This window comes from Pseudomonas sp. SDO5532_S415, assembly GCF_054071155.1.
The window spans coordinates 1-17,858 of sequence record NZ_JBSVWS010000126.1; the positions used below are offsets into that span (position 1 = coordinate 1).

A 17,858-nucleotide genomic window follows, 5' to 3' on the forward strand; every position below is an offset into this window, starting at 1 on the left:
CACATTGGAATTCGACCACCTGTGGGAGCGAGCCTGCTCGCGAAGGCGATTTCACAGACTTCGCATTTCCAACAGCCGGAAACAAAAATGCCAGGCGCAATGCCTGGCATTTTCATGTAGCCCATCCGAAGCGCTTTGGCGAATCAGAACGGCAGCTTCATGCCCGGTGGCAGTTGCATGCCGGCAGTCATGCTGCCCATTTTTTCCTGGCTGTTGGCTTCGATCTTGCGCACCGCGTCGTTGACGGCGGCAGCGACAACGGCTTCCAGCATTTCCTTGTCGTCTTCGCTCATGCCTTCGACCAGGCTTGGGTCGATGCTCACGCTCTTGACGTCATGACGACCGGTCATCACCACGGTGACCATATCGCCACCGGCTTTACCGGTGACTTCGGCGTTGGCCAGCTCTTCCTGCATCTTGGCCATTTTTTCCTGCATCTGCTGCGCCTGCTTCATCAGGCCGGCCATGCCACCTTTCATCATGGTAATCACCTCAAAAGTACTTGGATTAAAGCGGCGCCCGGTGCTTGTAGCCGAACGCCTTCAGTTATTAGCCCTGACTGACCAGGGCTTCGACAGGTTCAATAGTATCGTTACGGATCACCGCACCGAACTGCTGCATCATTTGCTGGATGAACGGATCGCCGTGGATCGACTCCTCGGCCTCGCGCTGGCGGTCGGCGCGACGACGTGACGCTGCCTGGGCCGGGGTCTCCTGCTCGGGCTTGATCAGCTCCATGGTCAGGGTCAGGGTACGCCCGTGATACTGGTTCAACGCATCGTTGAGGCGACGCTGTTGCGTGGCGTTGAACAAAGCGCTGTGGGCCGGGTCCAGGTGCAACAGCCAATGGTCGCCATCCACGGCGATCAAGGTGCAGTTGGCGGCGATGCTGCCGGTCATGCCGGAGATCGACAGTTTCGGGAACAGTTCCAGCCATTGCAAGGCCAACCCCGTGGCCGGCGCGGCGGCAGGCTCAGGCTCGGGTTCCGGTGTCGGCTCGGCGGCATGTTCGCTGGCCAAATCATCCAGATAGCTGTAAGCCGAGTCCATGTCCGGCTCGATGTAGTCCTCGTCCAGCGGCGGCTCGTCGTCCAGGTCCATGCCCGGCGTGGCGGCATCGACTTCGGCCACTGTCGGTTCCGGGATCGGCGCCGCGGCCCACTCTGGAGCGTCCGGCACCGCGCTGTCCGGCGTCGGCAACGGCATCGGTGGCAATTCGGGTTGTTCAGCGGCGGTTTCCAGCACGGGCTCGACCGCTGGCTGCTGGACCGGGGCCGGCTCGACCGGGTCGTTCCACGGCAGGTCAACGACCTCTTCGACCACCACTGGCTCGACCACCGCCTGCGCGATCACCTGCGGCACGACCGGTTCAGGCACAGGCGCGGGCTCCGGTGTGACAACTGGCGCAGGTACGACGGGTGCAACTGCCGCAGCGACTACCGGCGCAACAACGGGCCCGGCAGCCACGGATTTGGCGGAATCAACTGTGGCCTGGCTGATCCCCACTGGCTTTAGCGGTTGCCTCGGGGCGTCCGCGGTGTCGGCGGGCCGGAACGCGAGCATGCGCAACAGCACCATTTCGAAGCCGCCCCTTGGGTCCGGCGCCAATGGCAGGTCGCGACGGCCAATCAGGCCCATCTGGTAGTAGAACTGCACGTCTTCGGCTGGCAGGGCCTGGGCCAGCGCCAATACCCGGTCACGGTCGCCGTGCCCGTTGTCGACACCCTCAGGCAAGGCCTGGGCGATGGCGACACGGTGCAGCACGTTGAGAATTTCCGAGAGCACGCCATTCCAGTCCGGGCCTTGTTCCGCCAGATGACGGACAGCTTCGAGCAAGGCCTTGGCGTCGCCTTCGATCAACGCATGAAGAACGTCATAGACCTGACCGTGATCGAGGGTCCCGAGCATCGCCCGCACATCGGCGGCCATGACCTTGCCCTCACCAAAGGCAATCGCCTGGTCGGTGAGACTCATGGCATCGCGCATCGAACCGTCGGCGGCGCGACCCAGCAACCACAGGGCATCGTCTTCAAACGGCACGTTCTCGACACCCAGCACGTGGGTCAAATGCTCGACCACCCGCTCCGGCGTCATGTTCTTCAGGGAGAACTGCAGGCACCGCGAGAGAATCGTTGCAGGAAGTTTCTGCGGGTCGGTGGTGGCCAGGATGAACTTGACGTAGGGTGGCGGCTCTTCAAGGGTTTTGAGCAGCGCATTGAAGGAATGGCTGGAGAGCATGTGCACTTCGTCGATCAGGTAGACCTTGAAGCGCCCGCGGCTCGGCGCGTACTGCACGTTGTCGAGCAGTTCGCGGGTATCCTCGACCTTGGTGCGGCTGGCGGCGTCGATCTCGATCAGGTCGACGAAGCGGCCTTCATCGATCTCGCGGCATACCGAACACTCGCCACAGGGCGTGGAAGTGATACCTGTTTCACAGTTCAGGCATTTGGCGATGATCCGCGCGATGGTGGTCTTGCCGACCCCGCGGGTACCGGTGAACAGGTAGGCGTGGTGCAGCCGCTGGCTGTCCAAGGCATTGATCAGAGCCTTGAGCACATGGGTCTGGCCGACCATTTCGCGGAACGAGCGCGGACGCCATTTACGTGCAAGAACCTGATAACTCATCGAAAACCATCGCAACGAAAGAAGCAGAAGCGGCTAATGCTAGCGGAGCAAGGCCAAAATTGCATCCGGTGCGCTCGTCTAATCTGGGTAAGCTACGTTTTGCGGGCTTTTTGTTTCGAAGATAGCGGAGCGTTTATGCGGCTGGCCTTGGTGGCACTGCTGTCGATCAGCTTGAACGGCGTCGCCGCGCAAGCGCCGTTGCGCTTTGTGGTGCCTGACAGTTGGGCAATGCCGATGGTGCAGCTTGAACATGGCCGGCCGACCCAGGGCATTTTGTATGACGTGATGCTCAGCCTCGCGACCCAGGTTGGCGTCCCGGCGCAGTTCCACGTTTTGCCCAGAGGGCGCGTGCAAAGCGCCATGGAGCATGGCGAGGTCGATGTCCGCTGTTATGCCGCGCAATCCTGGTTGCCGAACCAGTCCGGCGACTACCTCTGGAGCATCCCGCTCTTTACTCAACCCGATTTACTGATCAGCCGCCCTGACCCGCAAACCTCGGTGATACCGGCGAACCTGTCGCGACAGCCCATCGGCACCGTGCTCGGCTACAGCTACCCGACCCTGCAACCGCTGTTCGATGCCAATCAGCTGCTACGCGACGACGCTCGCAATCAGGAGCAAGTGCTGGAAAAACTTCACGCCGGGCGCAATCGCTATGCCGTCAGCAATCAATGGACGCTGGACTGGTTCAATCAGCGGCTGCTGCCGGGCCGACAACTGCAAGGTGTAGCGGTGCTGCAGGAGCAAAGCGTCGGTTGCTACGTACGCAATGATCCGAAGGTGCCGGTGCAACGGATTCTGCGTACGTTGGTGCGCATGAAAATGTCCGGGGAGATTGATGACATCATTCGACTTTATATTGGTGGCAAATCATAACCTTCCCCACAGAGCACCACTGTGGGAGCGAGCCGGCTCCGGGCGGCGTTCCGACGAAGAATCCCTCACATCCAATATCGATGCTGACTGATCCACCGCTTTCGCGAGCAGGCTCGCTCCCACATTTGCTCTTCATCCTGCCAAAAGGGATTCAGGCAGTTTGATCCAGTGACCGCCACTGCGGCGGTGCAACAAACCCTGCCACCCAGCCCGGCACTTCCACGGGTGGCATCGGCCGGGCAATGAAATAGCCCTGCGCCACTTCGCAACCCAACTGCAGCAGCAACTCCCCGTGCTCGACGCTCTCCAATCCTTCGGCAATCACCTGCCGCCCAAATGCCCGCGCCAGGCCGATGATCGCGGTGGTCAGGGCAAGGTCGTCACGGTCATGCAGAATATCGCGCACAAAAGATTTATCGATTTTGATGGTTTGGGTGCGCAGACGCTTGAGGTAGCTCAGGGACGAATAACCCGTGCCGAAATCCCCCAATGAGAATTGCACCCCCAGCGCCTGACAGGCTTGCAAGCAGTCGCTCACATGCTGGATGTTCTCGATGGCGACCGACTCGACAATTTCCAGGTCCAGCCGTTGCGGCGCAACCCCGACATGCCTTGCCAGCACACCCTTGAGCCGTTCGACAAAGTCCGCCCGCTGAAAATGCCGCGCCGCGATGTTGACGCTCACCGGCCAGTCATGCCCGGCGTGCCGCCACTGCTCCATCTGCGCCAGCACCTGATCCATCACCCACTCACCGATATCGATGATCAGGTCGGTCTCTTCGACCACCGGCAAAAACTCACGGGCAGGCACGATGCCATTTTGCGGATGTTGCCAGCGCAGCAACGCCTCGAAACCGACGACTTTGCCACGACGCATGTCGACCTTGGGCTGGAAATGCAGGCGCAACTCGTCGCAAGCAAGCGCCTGACGCACCTGCTCGACCGTCTGGTGGGTGGCCTTGACCTCTCGATCCCGGGACACATCAAATAAATGAAAGCGCTTGCGGCCACTCTGCTTGGCCACGTACATCGCCTGATCGGCATGGCGCAACAGCGTTTCGGCATCTTCATTATCATGGGGGAACAGCGTGACGCCGATGCTGGCAAACACATTGATGTCCTTGCCACTGAGCGAGTAAGGCGCGCAGATCGCTTCCAGCACCCGGTTCAGCGCCGCGTGCAATTCCGGCAAGTCGCGCACATAACGCAACACCAGCACAAACTCGTCACCGGCCAGTCGCGCCACCACATCTTCGCCACGCAGGATGCCGCGCAATCGTTTGGCAACTTCCACCAATAAAAGATCGCCGCTGGCATGCCCGTAGCCATCGTTGACGGCCTTGAAACCATCGAGATCGAGCATGCACACCGCCAGCGGGATGCTTTCCTGCCGCGAGAATTCCAGCGCCTGGTCCAGCAAGTCCGAGAGAAACGCACGATTGGGCAGCCCGGTCAGCACGTCATGTCCGACCCGCCATTGCAGGGAATGCAGCAGTTGACGCTTTTCGCTGATATCGAAGCGAATCGATAAATAACGCTCGATGCGTCCGGTGGTTTTATCGAGCACCGGCACCATGGTGCTTTCGACCCAGTACAGGCTGCCATCTTTCGCGCGGTTGCAGATTTCGCCCTTCCAGACATTGCCCGAGGCGATGGTGCGCCACATTCCGGCGAAGAACTCGGCCGAGTGCATGCCGGAATTGAGCAGGCGATGGTTTTGCCCGAGCAACTCCTCGCGGCTATAGCCGGAGATCGCGCAGAATTGATCGTTGACGTGGGTAATCCGGCCGGTCGGATCGGTTTCGGAAAAAATCGCGGCGGCATCCACGGCCCTGCGGTACTTCTCATCCATGAGTCAGACTCGCTGTCGCTGGCGGTGGGACCCGTTTAAGGCAGCAGCACCAATACTGGTAATATTTTGCAAGGTTTCAGTAGCGAGCCCAGGTTCTCGCAACCCTGCGAGGGGGCGCGATAATAGCTCACTCGCATTGTTCGAACTTGCTGGAACAAGTCACTAAACCACCCTTTTGGGCGGCGATTCTACGAAACACATCACATTTTGCAAAGCAAGGTGATGGATCATGCAGTTGTCTAATGCAAAAATCTATCGTTAAGTTCTTGATTCTGAATGGGAATTGAGCGATGCAAATTTCAAGTTTGGGTCCGGCCATTCGGCGCTACCGCAAGGTCGCGGGGCTTACTCAGGCTGAACTTGGCGAAAGAACCGGTTTTGACCCCAAAACCATCAGCCGCTTCGAAACCGGCACCTATACCCCCAGCGTCGATGTACTGTTCTTGCTTGCCAATGTGCTGGGCGTGAAGCTGAAAGCTTTTTTCGTCGATCCGGGCGATGAAGATGAACAGCGGGCGTATCTGTTCGGTGTCATACATAAAGCCACCCCGAAGGATCTGGGAAAGCTGATCGCAGCGGTTGACCAGGCCTTGTCCAAGCCTTAGCGCCAGAAAAGAAAAAGGAGGCCGACTTGTCGCACTGACAGGTCGGCCTCCTTTTTATGCCGCTTCCCAAACTGGAAACGACAAAAAACCGCGATGGACAAATTCCATGGCAGCGCAATTGAAAGTATTCATTCGGATAACGCGAGAGAGGACTCGCTTGGCGTTAAGGTGGCGACCCCACCAGCCACACCCCGGCACACAATGTCACCGCTGCGGCTGCTCCCTTCCGGATCTGACCGGGTGGCATGCAAGCATGCTCGGCAATCGTTGCGGGCCTTACGGGGCAAGGGTTTAAGGCTCTTTTGGTTGCAATATCTCTACCGTGCATACTCCCTGCACGGGCAGTAAAAACTCGGGGTGTAGCCAGCACTGTCACACTTTGCTGTAACACTTTGGTGTCACACCCATGGCTTACATGATCAAGCGCGGGGCGCTCTATTACCTCAATCTCAAGCTACCCAAGCATCTCTTCCCGAGGTGTCACACTTTACGTTTGAGCCTGAACATCCGACAGCGGCAGAGCGCCCTGTTCCTCGCTGCTTCACTCGCCCAGCAAGTCCACAGCCACTTGAACGCCCACCCCATGGCCGACCTTCAGACGCTGCGTAGGCTGTGTTCGGAGTGGCGAGATGCTACGCCAACGCAGCCAATCCAGACTGCTCCAAGAAAGGCGCCAGCGGCCACCATGAAGCGGAACAGCGACGGCCCTACACTGGCCAGCTTATCCAAGCTCTATATAGAAGAAGGAAAACGTGGTGGCACATGGCGTGAGGTCAGCACGCACGAAGTCGAACGCTCATTACGAGACTTGTTCGAACTGATGGGTGACATGCCCGTGGAAGCATTCGACGTCCAGCAAGCCCGCCTGTTGAAAGATCGTTTGAGTCGCTGCCCGCAATACTTCGGCCTACGCCCCGAGTACGAGGGCAAGACCCTAAAGCAGGTGGTTGAGTCAGGCGCCACTTACAAGACCATCACCGCCGTTACCGTGAACAATCGCTTACGCAAACTCTCTGCCTTCCTGAACTGGTGCAAGACAAATGGATACGTAGCGGATAATCCTCTGGTGGGCATGAAGGTGATGACTGGATCGGCCAAGGAGGCACGGTTGTCCTTTGATCGACACGATCTGACCACCCTGCTCAATCTGGATGCACTCAAAACAGAAGCCCGAAAGCATCCATGGCGCTACTGGTTGCCGCTCCTAGGGCGAGCCACTGGGGCACGATTGGAAGAACTCTGCCAATTGCGGGTGGATGACTTTATCGAGCAACAGGGCATGCAGTGCATACGCATCGATGACAGCCGTGAAGGCCAGAACCTCAAGAACGCCAGCAGCCGTCGTATTCTTCCCTTGCACCCTTCTCTGATCGAGCAGGGCTTGTTGCAATACACTGACTCAGTCAGGGCAAATGGGGATGATCGCCTATTCCCCAAACTGGAAGCAGTGCGAGGCAAGCTGGGCCATGCACCTTCGAAGTGGTTCGGACGTTACAAGACCAAGCGGGGCATCACTGATCCAAAGAAGACGTTCCACAGCTTCCGCCATACGCTGATTGATGATTTGCGGGACGCTGGCGTGCAAGATTCACTGATCAAGCGAATCGTTGGACATGAGGACAGCTCGGTGACATTCGGCATCTATGGCAGCAGGACACCGTTGAAAGCGATGGCGGCGGCACTGCAACACATCACCTGACCAGCAGAGATTGGGCGACTGGTTCACATCTCAGCGCCCCCTCACGGGACACCATCAGTTTGCCTGCTCAATCGCTTATGGAGGCAGACGCCCGAGCTTTTCGAGCTACTTGAGCACGGCTCGGAAACTTGTCGGGAAACCCTGATAAACCTCGGTAAAACTTGCATCACTGTCTTCAAAATCCAACCCCCTACGTCCATTCCGCCCAGTGTTTACTAGGCGAACTGACCGTCAGCACTAAGCAGGGCGCTTCCACTCCGCTGGGAACTGGTTTATGCAAAATTGCACAGTGCTGAAGCGCTTTGGCATGATTGATGTCGCGACTTACACTGAGCATATTCCAATGCCAGACGCAACAATTACTTGACGAACGGAGCGCAGGTATGCAATAATACGCACCTGCTTCAGTAAAGCAGACAGACAACTTAGAAGCCTCTACGCGACCATGGTGCGATCAAATTGCCCAGAAATTGCATGAGGCTTTTTAGTGCCCAAGTTTTGGCTGACCACCACCTGACGGTCAATGCAGCTCATGAGAAGAACCCATGACAAACGCAATCGAAACAACACCAACATTGAGGTCGACGTCATCGAATAGCTAAGTTCCTGCTCCTCCGTAGTGAGAAGAATGACGAGCCCGATGCCGACCAATGTGTCGGTTTTTTATTGCCCATTTTTCAACTGAACGGAGGTAACAACATGCAACAACACAGCATCTACGACATCACCAGAACTATTCGCGTAGCCCCTTGCGTGGCCGGGGTCCGCCTCAATTACAGCCTTGGGGAGGAGATATCGCTCTTCGCACCGTTGACGACCGACTCTCTGGTATGTGGCGTAGGCTATAACTCGGTCGACAGACGCAAGGCGCTGGGCTTGTCTTATCACGAAACCACATGTCGTTCGCACAGTCGCTGGGTTGACATGCTTCGTCGGTGCTACGAGTTCAAGGCTACAGCCTATGCGGGATGTACAGTTTGCAGGAAGTGGCTCGACTTCCAAGAGTTTGCTGACTGGTTCGTCGCTCAGCCTTATGCAAACGCAGTGGACACGGAGCTGGACAAAGACATTCTTGATCCACTCAACACTGTCTACTCACCAGAGTACTGCTCGCTGGTCCCAAGGATGATCAATCAGATGTTTCGAGATACACGGAGTCAGCGTGGAATTCTCCCCATTGGCGTAACTCTTGGACCGAGAAGAAAAGGGTTTGTCGCTCGCATTTCCAAGTACGGCAAGCAGGTCTATCTGGGGAAGTTCAGCGACATCATCAAGGCATTCGAGGCATACAAGACAGCACATTCAGCCTACTGCTTTGAGCTTGCAGATGCATACAAGGGCAAGATTGATCCTCGCGTCATTGAACGTCTTCGTACTTGCTACCGCCATATCCACGACTGATTTAAGGCACGCACACCGCAGGCTGATACCCAAGCCTGCGGCAATCAAAACCAACGGCACAACCCGAGAGGAATGCCTATGCAATGAACTGACACAGGAGGACTAACCATGCTGCACCCGCTCGTCTCGAAATCGCCCATCACCAGTGAATCCCGCCCCTCTACCAATCTGCTCTCCCTAGCAGAATTGGAAGCATTGAATGCGCGTATTGCCGCTAACGCAGATCAGTGGCTGGCAGACAATGCACCGAAGACCAGAACGAAGACGCCACGTAAGCCAAAGAGTGAACGCGGGCGAAAGCCCAAGATGATTGAGAATCCGTTTTATGGGGTCATCGGCTGCACAACCTACTGGGGGCGCTACCCAGTGTTTGCAGCAAGCATTATCGAAGGTGTTGCACGACTGGACTGGCATAATCGTCCAATCGGAAAGGGTGGGAAATCCATGCCATTGTCCGTACGCAACCTTGCCATGATTCTGGAAAGCCTGCCTTTCATCACCAACGAAACAGTTGAAGATTTGCTGCAGCTAGAAGAAAGGCACGCTCGGCGATATTTCAAAGCGGTTCAGTTGATCATCCCAAGCATGATGGAAAGTCGTCCACGCCCCCTGATCAACGAGATGGACGGAGTCGAGCCTGAGCCGAAAGCCTGTGAGTGGGAGGATTGTGATGAGGTATGTGTTCCGAGTGCTGAGGAACTGGAGAAACTTCATCACGACCTTCGCACCTTGACCGAGTACAAGACAGCGGAAGAGTACGAGGTGGAATACCCAACTTATCCGACCACCGCTACTGTCGTAGCCTTCTCGGTCCGCCCTCAGCACCAGCATCCCAAGAAGCAGGAGGTGTTGAGAATGCTGGCACAAGGAATGGCGGTTAAGGCCATTGAGCGAGACACCGGCGTATCGGCAAAGACCATCAGAAAGTGGCGAGACGAAATGCAGACTGTGCAGCTCGAGTTGCAGGCCGCATAAGCAGCCCCTCACAGGGGGGGGACTAATTCGGCCGCATGTATCATAGAAGCACTTCAATGCGGAGCATTGAGGGGAATACTATTTCATGCGACGCATGAGTCAGTACAATCGTCGTATCGCCCCGATACTGGATCAGCACACCATCCAATCCAATAGCATCAGCACACACCAAAGCTCCTCGCTTTTGACCTTGATGTGCTTGGTATGCGGAGCATGGTGGGTACTCTGTGTAAGCGACGCTTACAGGTTGATTCCACTGAAATGGAAGGGGGATGAATGATATACAATATCATCCCCAAAACCTGAAGGCTGACCGCCTTGTGGTGCAACCAGCCAAGCGAAGCTTGTACAGATACCATCGTTAGCTCCCGCTAACCATCCTGCACCAATAGTCAAGATCAAAGGCAAGAGATGGATTTTGATGATTTGTTATTGGTGCTCTGTTCGACCGTCAGGTCAGCGGTGATCAACTATTAAAGCGTGAGCTACTGAAAGCTTGCCGCTTTCGGTGCAAACACTCCAATGGAGCCTACGATGGCACCAGCAATGACACTGAAGAGAATGCCTACCCAACCCGCAATTAACCCCATTAAACACCAAGCTTCCTAAGTCTGTTGGTGATCGATGATCCGGGAAAACGCCTCTAACACGGGGCTTCAACCAAGCAAGCGGCTTTCCCTCTCTCCGATACCGGTTTTGAAATTGCAGTCTTTATTCCTTGGTGCTATCGATAGCGAAGTTGATGAACGCCGAACACGTAATCAACATGAAGCGGGCGTCCGCGTGCGTCAGATTTGAAACGTCCATCAACGCGTGCCTGATACCGTCAGCGTTTGAGGTCCAGCCGTACAGTGAGGAAAATGCACTCTTCAGGGCTGGGTGAAGACTGTGGTGCTTCTCTAGTTCGCTGAGCGCGGGAGCCAAGGTCGCGTGCGGATTACCGGTGATCTGCTTCGCCAGCGATTCTACAGCGCTGATGCTTTCTTTGATGGAGTTACGGTAATCAGGGTTGTCCCGTTCAGTGAGCATCACTAGCGCCGTCTGCAGGTGCGTCTTGACCCCAATATAGCCCCCGGAAGAACTCAATGCCTTGTCGATCTCGGCTATCTCCTCAGGGTCTGTTATACGTGTGACCAACCCATTTACGATCCGGTAGGCTGAATTTTCAGTCTGTAGCACCTCGTTACATTCGCTCACGAACTGTTCGGTAGAGGTGAATTCATCGTACTCGGAGTTAAAGCTTGGGGCATGCTTGATGGCAAATTCTACAAAGCTGTAGATGCGATCCCAGTCACCTGCTTGGTAGAGCAGACTAAGCGATTCGACTAGCGTCTGAAAAGCGTGCGGCAGTTGGTCCAAGCGGAGACGTAAAAATCGTCCATGGATATCAGCTGCAAACTGCTCCATGTTCGAACCCTTTATGCCGGTGCCCCCTTGGTAGTAGGGAATGAACCGATTCCAATAGTGCGTGTACGCTGCATTCCAAAGCCCAGTTCTGAGGTCGCTATCCATCTCCTTGACTTGGATCAGCTTCGACGCAGGACGGAGCCCCATACGCTGTGAAAAATCGCCTTCCATGTGCCGCCTCGTTCGTAAGAGAGTGACGGCAGTTTATCTCAACCTAGACAAAGTGGGTGGCATCTACCCAGATGCTAACGCCCACTGGCGAGGTGATCCAGCCGAGCGTAGAAGCAGTTACAATAGACAAAACAGAAGACCTTTTGCATCACCTAGCCATCATCACACGTTCAGTCTGTTTCATTGCGAAGATCGAAACGACACCGGCAAGATGACTCACTGTCTGAGCCAATTCTGGAGAGTGCGCAACGTACCCCTCATCCTTCCCATGCGACGTGTCATTTCGCAGCGTCCCGATTCCATGACACATGGTGCCGATGCCTTGAAGCATTTCAGAAGTGGCAGGACCGATAATCGCGGATGCGCGCAGAACCCCGAGCAAACGCTTGATCAACTTTTCGATCGCGTAGCTTTCGTAATCCTTTTCACCCAGCGTTTTGAGGCAACCTTTCAGCACGGTTTCAATGTGCGTACAACTTAGAGAAATGGACTGGTCCGGATCAGGCTGAACCAATTTTCTAGCCTTCAACCACGACTCCAAAAGCACCTGATTCCTGCTAAAGATTTGATCAAGATCAGCGTCAATTTCCGCCTTTTCAATTGTCACAAATTGGGCAAGAGATTTGACGACTGGCGCTGTCTTTTCAAACTCAACGTCGAGGTTGATCAGCAGGTTCGCTACGAGGGAATCTAGCACCTTCTGGTCACTGATCAGCCTTTGCCAGTCTGGTCGAATTTTCTCGATTGGCTTGCACTCCCAATACGATTCTTCGTAACCCGGATGGGGTTCTTCTTTGTAGCTAACCCAAAGCTCTTTACCATCGAAGGAAAGAACGCCGTGAATATGCCCAATGATCTCGCCTTCGTGGTCGAAATGCTCATCGAACGTGACGAATTCACTTTCTCCCCGGCAGTTCAGACCTCCGACCATTTCACGCAGTTTCCGCTCAAACGACCTTAGCCCTTCGAGCAGCAAACGGTGTTCATTTCTCACCTTCTCAGATCGAGCCGCTAGCGCGGTGAATCCATCGTCACTCATCACCTTCTCCATAGTCATCGAGAAACACGGTGAAGGTTGTACAGGACGATCCCACAAAGGTCGATCTCTCCCCAGTCACCTACCTCATCGTCAGCGTTTGCAGGGTGATTCACCCGTTGCGAAGAACGAGATTCAGCCTAAAGCATATCCCCCCGCTCGGCACTCTAAGGGAATGATCACGGACAGCCAGCAACCCAGATTGTCTATCAAAGAAGTAGACGTATCTGGTAGTCCGGTAGCCGGTCAACAAGTGCTATCAGATATCTATTTGAGATAGCTATACGATTCAACTATCATTGATCTATAGAATTCAAGATCAAAGGATAGACGACCATGAATGCCCACCTCTACCTCCGAGCATCGACCAAAGACCAAGACGCCAATCGTGCAAAAGTCACCCTTGAATCGTTTGCTACCGAAAAGGGTTTGAGCATCGTTGGCGTGTATGCAGAAAACATCAGTGGCACCAAACTGAACCGCCCTGAGCTGATCGCCTTGCTCGATTCCGCCAAAGAGGGTGACGTGCTATTGGTTGAGTCAGTAGACCGCCTCAGCCGTCTCTCACAAGCTGACTGGGACACCCTCAAGGCGACCATCAAGGCCAAAGGATTGCGTCTGGTTGTTGCTGATTTACCTACCAGTCACATGCTGGTTGAAGCCAAAGGAATCACTGGGCAAATCATGGATGTGATCAACAACATGCTGATTGATCTGATGGCCACAATGGCACGACTGGATCAGGAGAAGCGTGTGGAACGCATCAAGCAAGGTCTGGAGAACAAGCGTGCTGCTGATCCTGAATGGAAGCCATCAGGCAAAGGCAGGAATGCTGCCAAGTGGGAAAAGGTTCAGTCCCTGATGCAGGAGCACCCGACCATGTCAGCTGACATGATTGCCAAACTGGCTGATTGCGGTGTTGCAACGGTGTACAGGATCAAACGAGAGATGGCAGCCTCCTGATGCTGCTGGGTAATTGCACAGAATTAACAAGCGTGCTTCGCAACCATGACGGGCAGAGAACTACTCATCGCTGCCAGTGGTAGTGATGGTAGAAAACGGCCTGATGTGGATATACATCTAAACAAAATGTTGATAAAAGGCGGCAAGGCGGCGCTTGCCTGCCCAATCGTGAGCAGGAATGGAGAAAAGCGAGTGGATGTTCTAGAACACTTTCGCCAACGAAAGGAGTACGCCAGAGCCCGATTGGCGGAACTGCAAGACAAACGTGAGCTTTGCTTCGCTTTGTCAGGACTGCCAGTCGAACGAAGTCCCTACGAATTTTCCGGCATCGCAATACTGAGAGAAGTCAAACATCCACCGGGCGAGATCGAACTGGCAGGAGCGCTGAGCAACAAGGCGTTACTCAGTGCAGTTGCACGGCACATGCCTGCGGTCACCCACGAACTCGTAGTGTTGTGTGACGGAAAAACATTCGATCAATCGAACATGAATCTCGGATGGTGGATCATCTCAGCGCTACGTGCTCGCACTCTCGTTGACATGCTAGTGCCTGCTGTGGCGAACGCATCATGGGATGTCATACCTGCCATAAATGTCGATTCTTGTAAGGTCCAGTTGTTGGAAGACGTACCGGCAGCCCGGAGGATAAGTTGCAAAACTGACATACCCATCGACGCCCTTGACTGGGTGCAGACTCATCTAACGAATTGGATCAATTTGCTGGAGCAACCCGCGTTCCGACTCGCAGTGGATTCAGTGACTACACACCACCAGCACGCAAATTTGAGAATGTCGGCAGCTGCCCTATGGGCTGGCTTTGAAGCTTTGTTCGGGATCAGCTCCGAACTCCGTTTTCGACTTGCCCTGCTAGCCGCTGCTTACCTTGAGGATCGGGGTCCAGAAAGACTGAGCATTTATCGCCGCATCAAAAAGCTCTACGATTACCGCTCGAAAGCGGTACATGGTGGGGCAACGACTGACGAGATGTTGGTTGAACATATCATTGAGGTTCGCGGGCTTTTATCTCGATTGCTGTGTCGAATGACCGAGCAAAACCAGCTGCCATCGACCGAGGAATTCGAAGAAAGATTGCTGACTTGAATGTTCGAACAATCTCCGATGCTTGCTGCTCACGTGCTTGTTTCGAGATCAAAATCCCACCCCGCCCCATATCCTATGTAGGACATGTTAACCCACAGCAACAAGGGCTGAAGGTTATTTAAAAATCAAGAACGATTCCTATTGGTCAGCTCGCACTTGGCTTAGCACCCCTCGCTTGAAACCCGGTTTCCAGTCGTCACTTGCCCCAGCTTAGATTTTCCAGCCAGAAATCATGGACAAGCCCAAGCTGCATGACCCTCGCGGCGGCGGGGTGTTATCCGACAAAATTTGACCTGCTGGCAATTAGTCAGGAGTGTACTTCGTCAGCCGAGAGTCGGAGATGGTGCGATCCCAGCGCTCCACAAAGATGAGAAACTTTTCGTAGTTGTCCACATACGTGTGTAGCCATACCCCAATCCCAGCAACCACAGCCGCGTACAAGTCCACGAGATTGAAGTAGTGCGTGGTTTCATACGGGCTACGCTTCTCAGGCGGAACGTGTCCGACCGAAATTGAAATCCGCCTGACTTTCTTCCTTTGCACCCTTTGGGAGTGGAGGTTTGACATGTGGAGCAGGCCATTACGCAACTCCCACAATTCATCAGCGGTGACCCCAACCGGTACCAAGTCCACGTATGTGCTCAACCAGCGGCAGAAGACGTTTGCCCCGTTGTCGCCTGCTTTCGCGTCCCCGAATTCCACGTAGGCAAGGCTGTCGATGCAAGACAGGAACAGCTTTGTTGCTGACGTGTAATGGTGGTTGTTGAACAGCAGCTTGTACGCTTTCAAGTAATCGTCATTGATCAATCTGGGTAGATCAGTCGCACCGTCGCGGGTGTACTCCACCAGCCAATCGTCCATCACCCCCATTGCCCCCAACGTTTTGTTTACGTGAGCCATGTCTATTGGGGCAAAGCTGCTGTGGTAATTGACCACTGGCGCCCCATTAACAATCAAAGTGACGATAGCGAGTGGCGCTGCTGGTTCATGCTCCTTGAACGCGTATTCGAACAGGGTCAGGGTTGTGCCGAGACGCCCCATCGCATTGAATGAATCGAGCGTCATGCCTGCTGGCGGCTTGGTGAGTTTCGCCGTCTTGTAGTCTCGCTCCGCCGCCTGACGTAGCAGAGCCATCTTTTCATCATCCGTGCCATGAGCCTCGTAGAAGATATGACCCAGCCAAAGGACTCGCTCCTGTTCGTCGATGATCACGTAAAAGTTGTAAATGGTTTCCTTCACGGCATGAACCCGAGCTGATGAGAGGTCGAGGGTGTTGCCGCTGGCAGGTCAATCGCTATAGACGTGCAACCCCGAATGAGTACTCACACGAGTAGGCATGAAGCTTGGGTCAACTTCAAGTCTCGGTCGGATGATGAAGCTGGTAATGAACCGGCAGGCGGTATTCGGACAGGAGAATAGCGGCCAAGGGCAGTCGATCTTTTTACAGAGCGTTCTGAACCAACGCGGTTGGCGACTGAAAATTATAAAGGTAGGATCATCAGCACGGTGCACCACTTGGGTGTACTTAAACGCTGTCACACTTCGAGATTTTTGAGCGATAAATCCTTGTAAAATCAAGGACTTAGAGATAGGTGGTAACCCCACCAGCCACACCCCGGCACACAATGTCACCGCTGCGGCTGCTCCCTTCCAGGCCTGACCGGGTTCACGGCTGATCGTTGCGGGGGGACCGATGGGGTCACCATAACGACGCTCACCTGTCGGCGAGCCGCGCCATTGTACCTATCTGAGACGAAGTTACAACCGTTCGGGCGGATTAAAAAATATAGCTGCTTCAAGGACATGCAGAACGCCTGAAAGATCACGGCGTCCGCCCGCCTTCACAGGTCCTGTACGACCTCATCCGCCCTGCCGCCCTCGCGCTGGATGACCAGATGAATGAAGTGCAGCTTGGCGATCACCGCCGGTGGCAGCACAAAGGGATAAAAATCCGGCTGCCCCATGCTGCGCGACAGTTCATTGAGCATGCCGGCCAGCTCGATCCAGGCGTTGACGAAGGAGAGAAACGCCGCGCCGCCGGGATGCTGCGGATCATAGAGGGTATCCAGCGGAAATGGCTGATAGTCGAAGTCCATTTCCCGGGCACTCATGCCAAACCCCAATGCCGTATCTACCGCGTCCATCATGTGCAGGTAGTGCGCCCAGGTTTCCGCCCAGTCTTCCCAAGGGTGCATGGTGGCGTAGGCGCTGACGGAGTGCTGCTGCCAATCAAGCGGAGCGCCTTGCTGATAATGCCGCTCCAGGGCGTCGGCATAGCTGACGCGCTCATCGCCGAACAGCCCGCGAAACGGTTCCAGCCAATCGGTGTTGGCAATCAACCGATCCCAGTAGTAGTGCCCGACTTCGTGCCGGAAGTGCCCGAGCAACGTGCGATAGGGTTCGTGCATCTGCACCCGTACCTGTTCGCGATGGGCGTCATCGGCTTCTTTGATATCAAGGGTGATCAGGCCATTGGCGTGGCCTGTGGTCGGTGGCTTGCCTTCGAGGTCCACGCCAATGAAGTCGAAGGCCAGCCCCGTCTCTTCGTCGACCGTCCTGGGGATTACCAGCAGACCCAGGCTGACCAACTGCGCCACCAGACGTCGCTTGGCGGTTTCCACCTTGCACCAGCGTTCGTGGTTCTCGGTGATCGATAGATCGGGAATGGTGCGATTCAGGCTACAGGCGATGCACAAGGCATCCTGATCATTGGCGCGCAGCAGCCAATTGCAGGCGGCCGGGGAATCGAGGTTGGCACAACGGCGAAACAGGCCCGCGTCAGGATCGACATCAAGCGTCCAGGTATCCGATTGCACGCCCGGCTGCAGCGAGGACAAGCGACTCTGCTCCGGTTGATAGCCCAAGGCTGCCGAACAGGCCAGGCACTGACTGTTGCGAAAGAACAGCGACTGCCCGCAACGACAGGGCCAAACCTTGCTGTTGCGCGAGCTTTCACCCATGAAAGGCGCGGCGATGCGCGAGCTGAGTTGTTCGAAGAACCGGTACATGGCGATCTCTCCCTGGGGCTTGCCAAGACTAGATCATTGCCGAGAGGTGATCGTTCCGTATATCAAAACAACCTTGTGGCGAGGGAGCTTGCTCCCGCTCGCCTGCGCAGCAGGCGCCGAGGCTGAGGGGACCGCTTCG

The 17,858-nt window shown here is 55.4% G+C and carries 14 protein-coding genes and 1 other RNA gene; 7 read left to right on the forward strand and 8 right to left on the reverse strand.

Annotated elements, in window-relative coordinates; all coding sequences use genetic code 11:
- Nucleotides 1–143: 143 nt before the first annotated feature.
- Together ACW9HW_RS22170 and dnaX are read right to left on the reverse strand one after the other, a co-directional pair.
- Nucleotides 144–482 (reverse strand): YbaB/EbfC family nucleoid-associated protein, encoded by a 339-nt coding sequence (locus ACW9HW_RS22170; RefSeq protein ID WP_095197315.1) that lies wholly within the window; start codon nt 480–482, stop codon nt 144–146.
- Nucleotides 483–549: 67 nt separating this feature from the next.
- Nucleotides 550–2,625, reverse strand: coding sequence for a DNA polymerase III subunit gamma/tau (dnaX, locus tag ACW9HW_RS22175; protein WP_457401764.1), 2,076 nt, complete (start codon nt 2,623–2,625; stop codon nt 550–552).
- 135 nt (nt 2,626–2,760) lie between these two features.
- On the opposite strand from dnaX, the gene ACW9HW_RS22180 reads away from it, so the two are divergent.
- Nucleotides 2,761–3,501: a substrate-binding periplasmic protein gene (locus tag ACW9HW_RS22180; protein ID WP_095197313.1), complete on the forward strand. Its 741-nt coding sequence runs from the start codon at nt 2,761–2,763 to the stop codon at nt 3,499–3,501.
- 151 nt (nt 3,502–3,652) lie between these two features.
- Here ACW9HW_RS22180 and ACW9HW_RS22185 read toward each other — a convergent pair whose 3' ends face one another.
- The gene (locus tag ACW9HW_RS22185; protein ID WP_095197312.1) at nt 3,653–5,353 is read right to left on the reverse strand and encodes a putative bifunctional diguanylate cyclase/phosphodiesterase; all 1,701 of its coding nucleotides are present in this window, start codon (nt 5,351–5,353) and stop codon (nt 3,653–3,655) included.
- A 290-nt stretch (nt 5,354–5,643) separates the two neighbouring features.
- Here ACW9HW_RS22185 and ACW9HW_RS22190 point away from each other — a divergent pair, with 290 nt between their 5' ends.
- The 4 genes from ACW9HW_RS22190 (at nt 5,644) to ACW9HW_RS22205 (ending at nt 10,033) form a co-directional block, all read left to right on the forward strand.
- Entirely contained in the window at nt 5,644–5,958 is a 315-nt protein-coding gene (locus ACW9HW_RS22190; RefSeq protein ID WP_095197311.1) for a helix-turn-helix domain-containing protein, read from the forward strand.
- Nucleotides 5,959–6,364: 406 nt separating this feature from the next.
- Nucleotides 6,365–7,657 (forward strand): site-specific integrase, encoded by a 1,293-nt coding sequence (locus ACW9HW_RS22195; protein WP_457401765.1) that lies wholly within the window; start codon nt 6,365–6,367, stop codon nt 7,655–7,657.
- A 699-nt stretch (nt 7,658–8,356) separates the two neighbouring features.
- Nucleotides 8,357–9,058, forward strand: coding sequence for a hypothetical protein (locus tag ACW9HW_RS22200; protein ID WP_457401766.1), 702 nt, complete (start codon nt 8,357–8,359; stop codon nt 9,056–9,058).
- A 108-nt stretch (nt 9,059–9,166) separates the two neighbouring features.
- Complete coding sequence (locus ACW9HW_RS22205; RefSeq protein WP_457401767.1) at nt 9,167–10,033, forward strand: helix-turn-helix domain-containing protein; 867 nt, start codon at nt 9,167–9,169, stop codon at nt 10,031–10,033.
- 711 nt (nt 10,034–10,744) lie between these two features.
- On the opposite strand, the gene ACW9HW_RS22210 is transcribed toward ACW9HW_RS22205, so the two are convergent.
- Nucleotides 10,745–11,611, reverse strand: coding sequence for an AbiJ-NTD4 domain-containing protein (locus ACW9HW_RS22210; protein WP_168757198.1), 867 nt, complete (start codon nt 11,609–11,611; stop codon nt 10,745–10,747).
- A 148-nt stretch (nt 11,612–11,759) separates the two neighbouring features.
- Nucleotides 11,760–12,650 (reverse strand): abortive infection family protein, encoded by an 891-nt coding sequence (locus ACW9HW_RS22215; RefSeq protein WP_168757199.1) that lies wholly within the window; start codon nt 12,648–12,650, stop codon nt 11,760–11,762.
- 333 nt (nt 12,651–12,983) lie between these two features.
- Between ACW9HW_RS22215 and ACW9HW_RS22220 the strand changes: the two genes are divergently transcribed.
- Nucleotides 12,984–13,610 carry a recombinase family protein gene (locus tag ACW9HW_RS22220; protein ID WP_457401768.1) on the forward strand — a complete coding sequence of 209 codons (627 nt, stop codon included), beginning with the start codon at nt 12,984–12,986 and terminating at the stop codon, nt 13,608–13,610.
- Nucleotides 13,611–13,655: 45 nt separating this feature from the next.
- Nucleotides 13,656–14,711, forward strand: coding sequence for a hypothetical protein (locus tag ACW9HW_RS22225; protein WP_457401769.1), 1,056 nt, complete (start codon nt 13,656–13,658; stop codon nt 14,709–14,711).
- 303 nt (nt 14,712–15,014) lie between these two features.
- Here ACW9HW_RS22225 and ACW9HW_RS22230 read toward each other — a convergent pair whose 3' ends face one another.
- The 3 genes from ACW9HW_RS22230 to ACW9HW_RS22240 form a co-directional block, all read right to left on the reverse strand.
- Nucleotides 15,015–15,950, reverse strand: coding sequence for a hypothetical protein (locus ACW9HW_RS22230; RefSeq protein WP_457401770.1), 936 nt, complete (start codon nt 15,948–15,950; stop codon nt 15,015–15,017).
- Between the two features lie 360 nt (nt 15,951–16,310).
- Nucleotides 16,311–16,407, reverse strand: an RNA gene (gene ffs, locus ACW9HW_RS22235) — signal recognition particle sRNA small type.
- A gap of 145 nt (nt 16,408–16,552) precedes the next feature.
- Complete coding sequence (locus tag ACW9HW_RS22240) at nt 16,553–17,719, reverse strand: zinc-binding metallopeptidase family protein (RefSeq protein WP_457401771.1); 1,167 nt, start codon at nt 17,717–17,719, stop codon at nt 16,553–16,555.
- Nucleotides 17,720–17,858: the final 139 nt, after the last annotated feature.

Excerpts from the sequence above, each read along its gene's own strand:
- ACW9HW_RS22190 (WP_095197311.1), top strand. The coding sequence starts at position 5,644 with ATGCAAATTTCAAGTTTGGGTCCGGCCATTCGGCGCTACCGCAAGGTC.
- ACW9HW_RS22215 (WP_168757199.1), bottom strand. The coding sequence starts at position 12,650 with ATGAGTGACGATGGATTCACCGCGCTAGCGGCTCGATCTGAGAAGGTG.
- ACW9HW_RS22220 (WP_457401768.1), top strand. The coding sequence starts at position 12,984 with ATGAATGCCCACCTCTACCTCCGAGCATCGACCAAAGACCAAGACGCC.
- ACW9HW_RS22185 (WP_095197312.1), bottom strand. The coding sequence starts at position 5,353 with ATGGATGAGAAGTACCGCAGGGCCGTGGATGCCGCCGCGATTTTTTCC.
- ACW9HW_RS22240 (WP_457401771.1), bottom strand. The coding sequence starts at position 17,719 with ATGTACCGGTTCTTCGAACAACTCAGCTCGCGCATCGCCGCGCCTTTC.
- ACW9HW_RS22200 (WP_457401766.1), top strand. The coding sequence starts at position 8,357 with ATGCAACAACACAGCATCTACGACATCACCAGAACTATTCGCGTAGCC.
- ACW9HW_RS22210 (WP_168757198.1), bottom strand. The coding sequence starts at position 11,611 with ATGGAAGGCGATTTTTCACAGCGTATGGGGCTCCGTCCTGCGTCGAAG.
- dnaX (WP_457401764.1), bottom strand. The coding sequence starts at position 2,625 with ATGAGTTATCAGGTTCTTGCACGTAAATGGCGTCCGCGCTCGTTCCGC.
- ACW9HW_RS22180 (WP_095197313.1), top strand. The coding sequence starts at position 2,761 with ATGCGGCTGGCCTTGGTGGCACTGCTGTCGATCAGCTTGAACGGCGTC.
- ACW9HW_RS22205 (WP_457401767.1), top strand. The coding sequence starts at position 9,167 with ATGCTGCACCCGCTCGTCTCGAAATCGCCCATCACCAGTGAATCCCGC.
- ACW9HW_RS22170 (WP_095197315.1), bottom strand. The coding sequence starts at position 482 with ATGATGAAAGGTGGCATGGCCGGCCTGATGAAGCAGGCGCAGCAGATG.
- ACW9HW_RS22195 (WP_457401765.1), top strand. The coding sequence starts at position 6,365 with ATGGCTTACATGATCAAGCGCGGGGCGCTCTATTACCTCAATCTCAAG.
- ACW9HW_RS22225 (WP_457401769.1), top strand. The coding sequence starts at position 13,656 with ATGACGGGCAGAGAACTACTCATCGCTGCCAGTGGTAGTGATGGTAGA.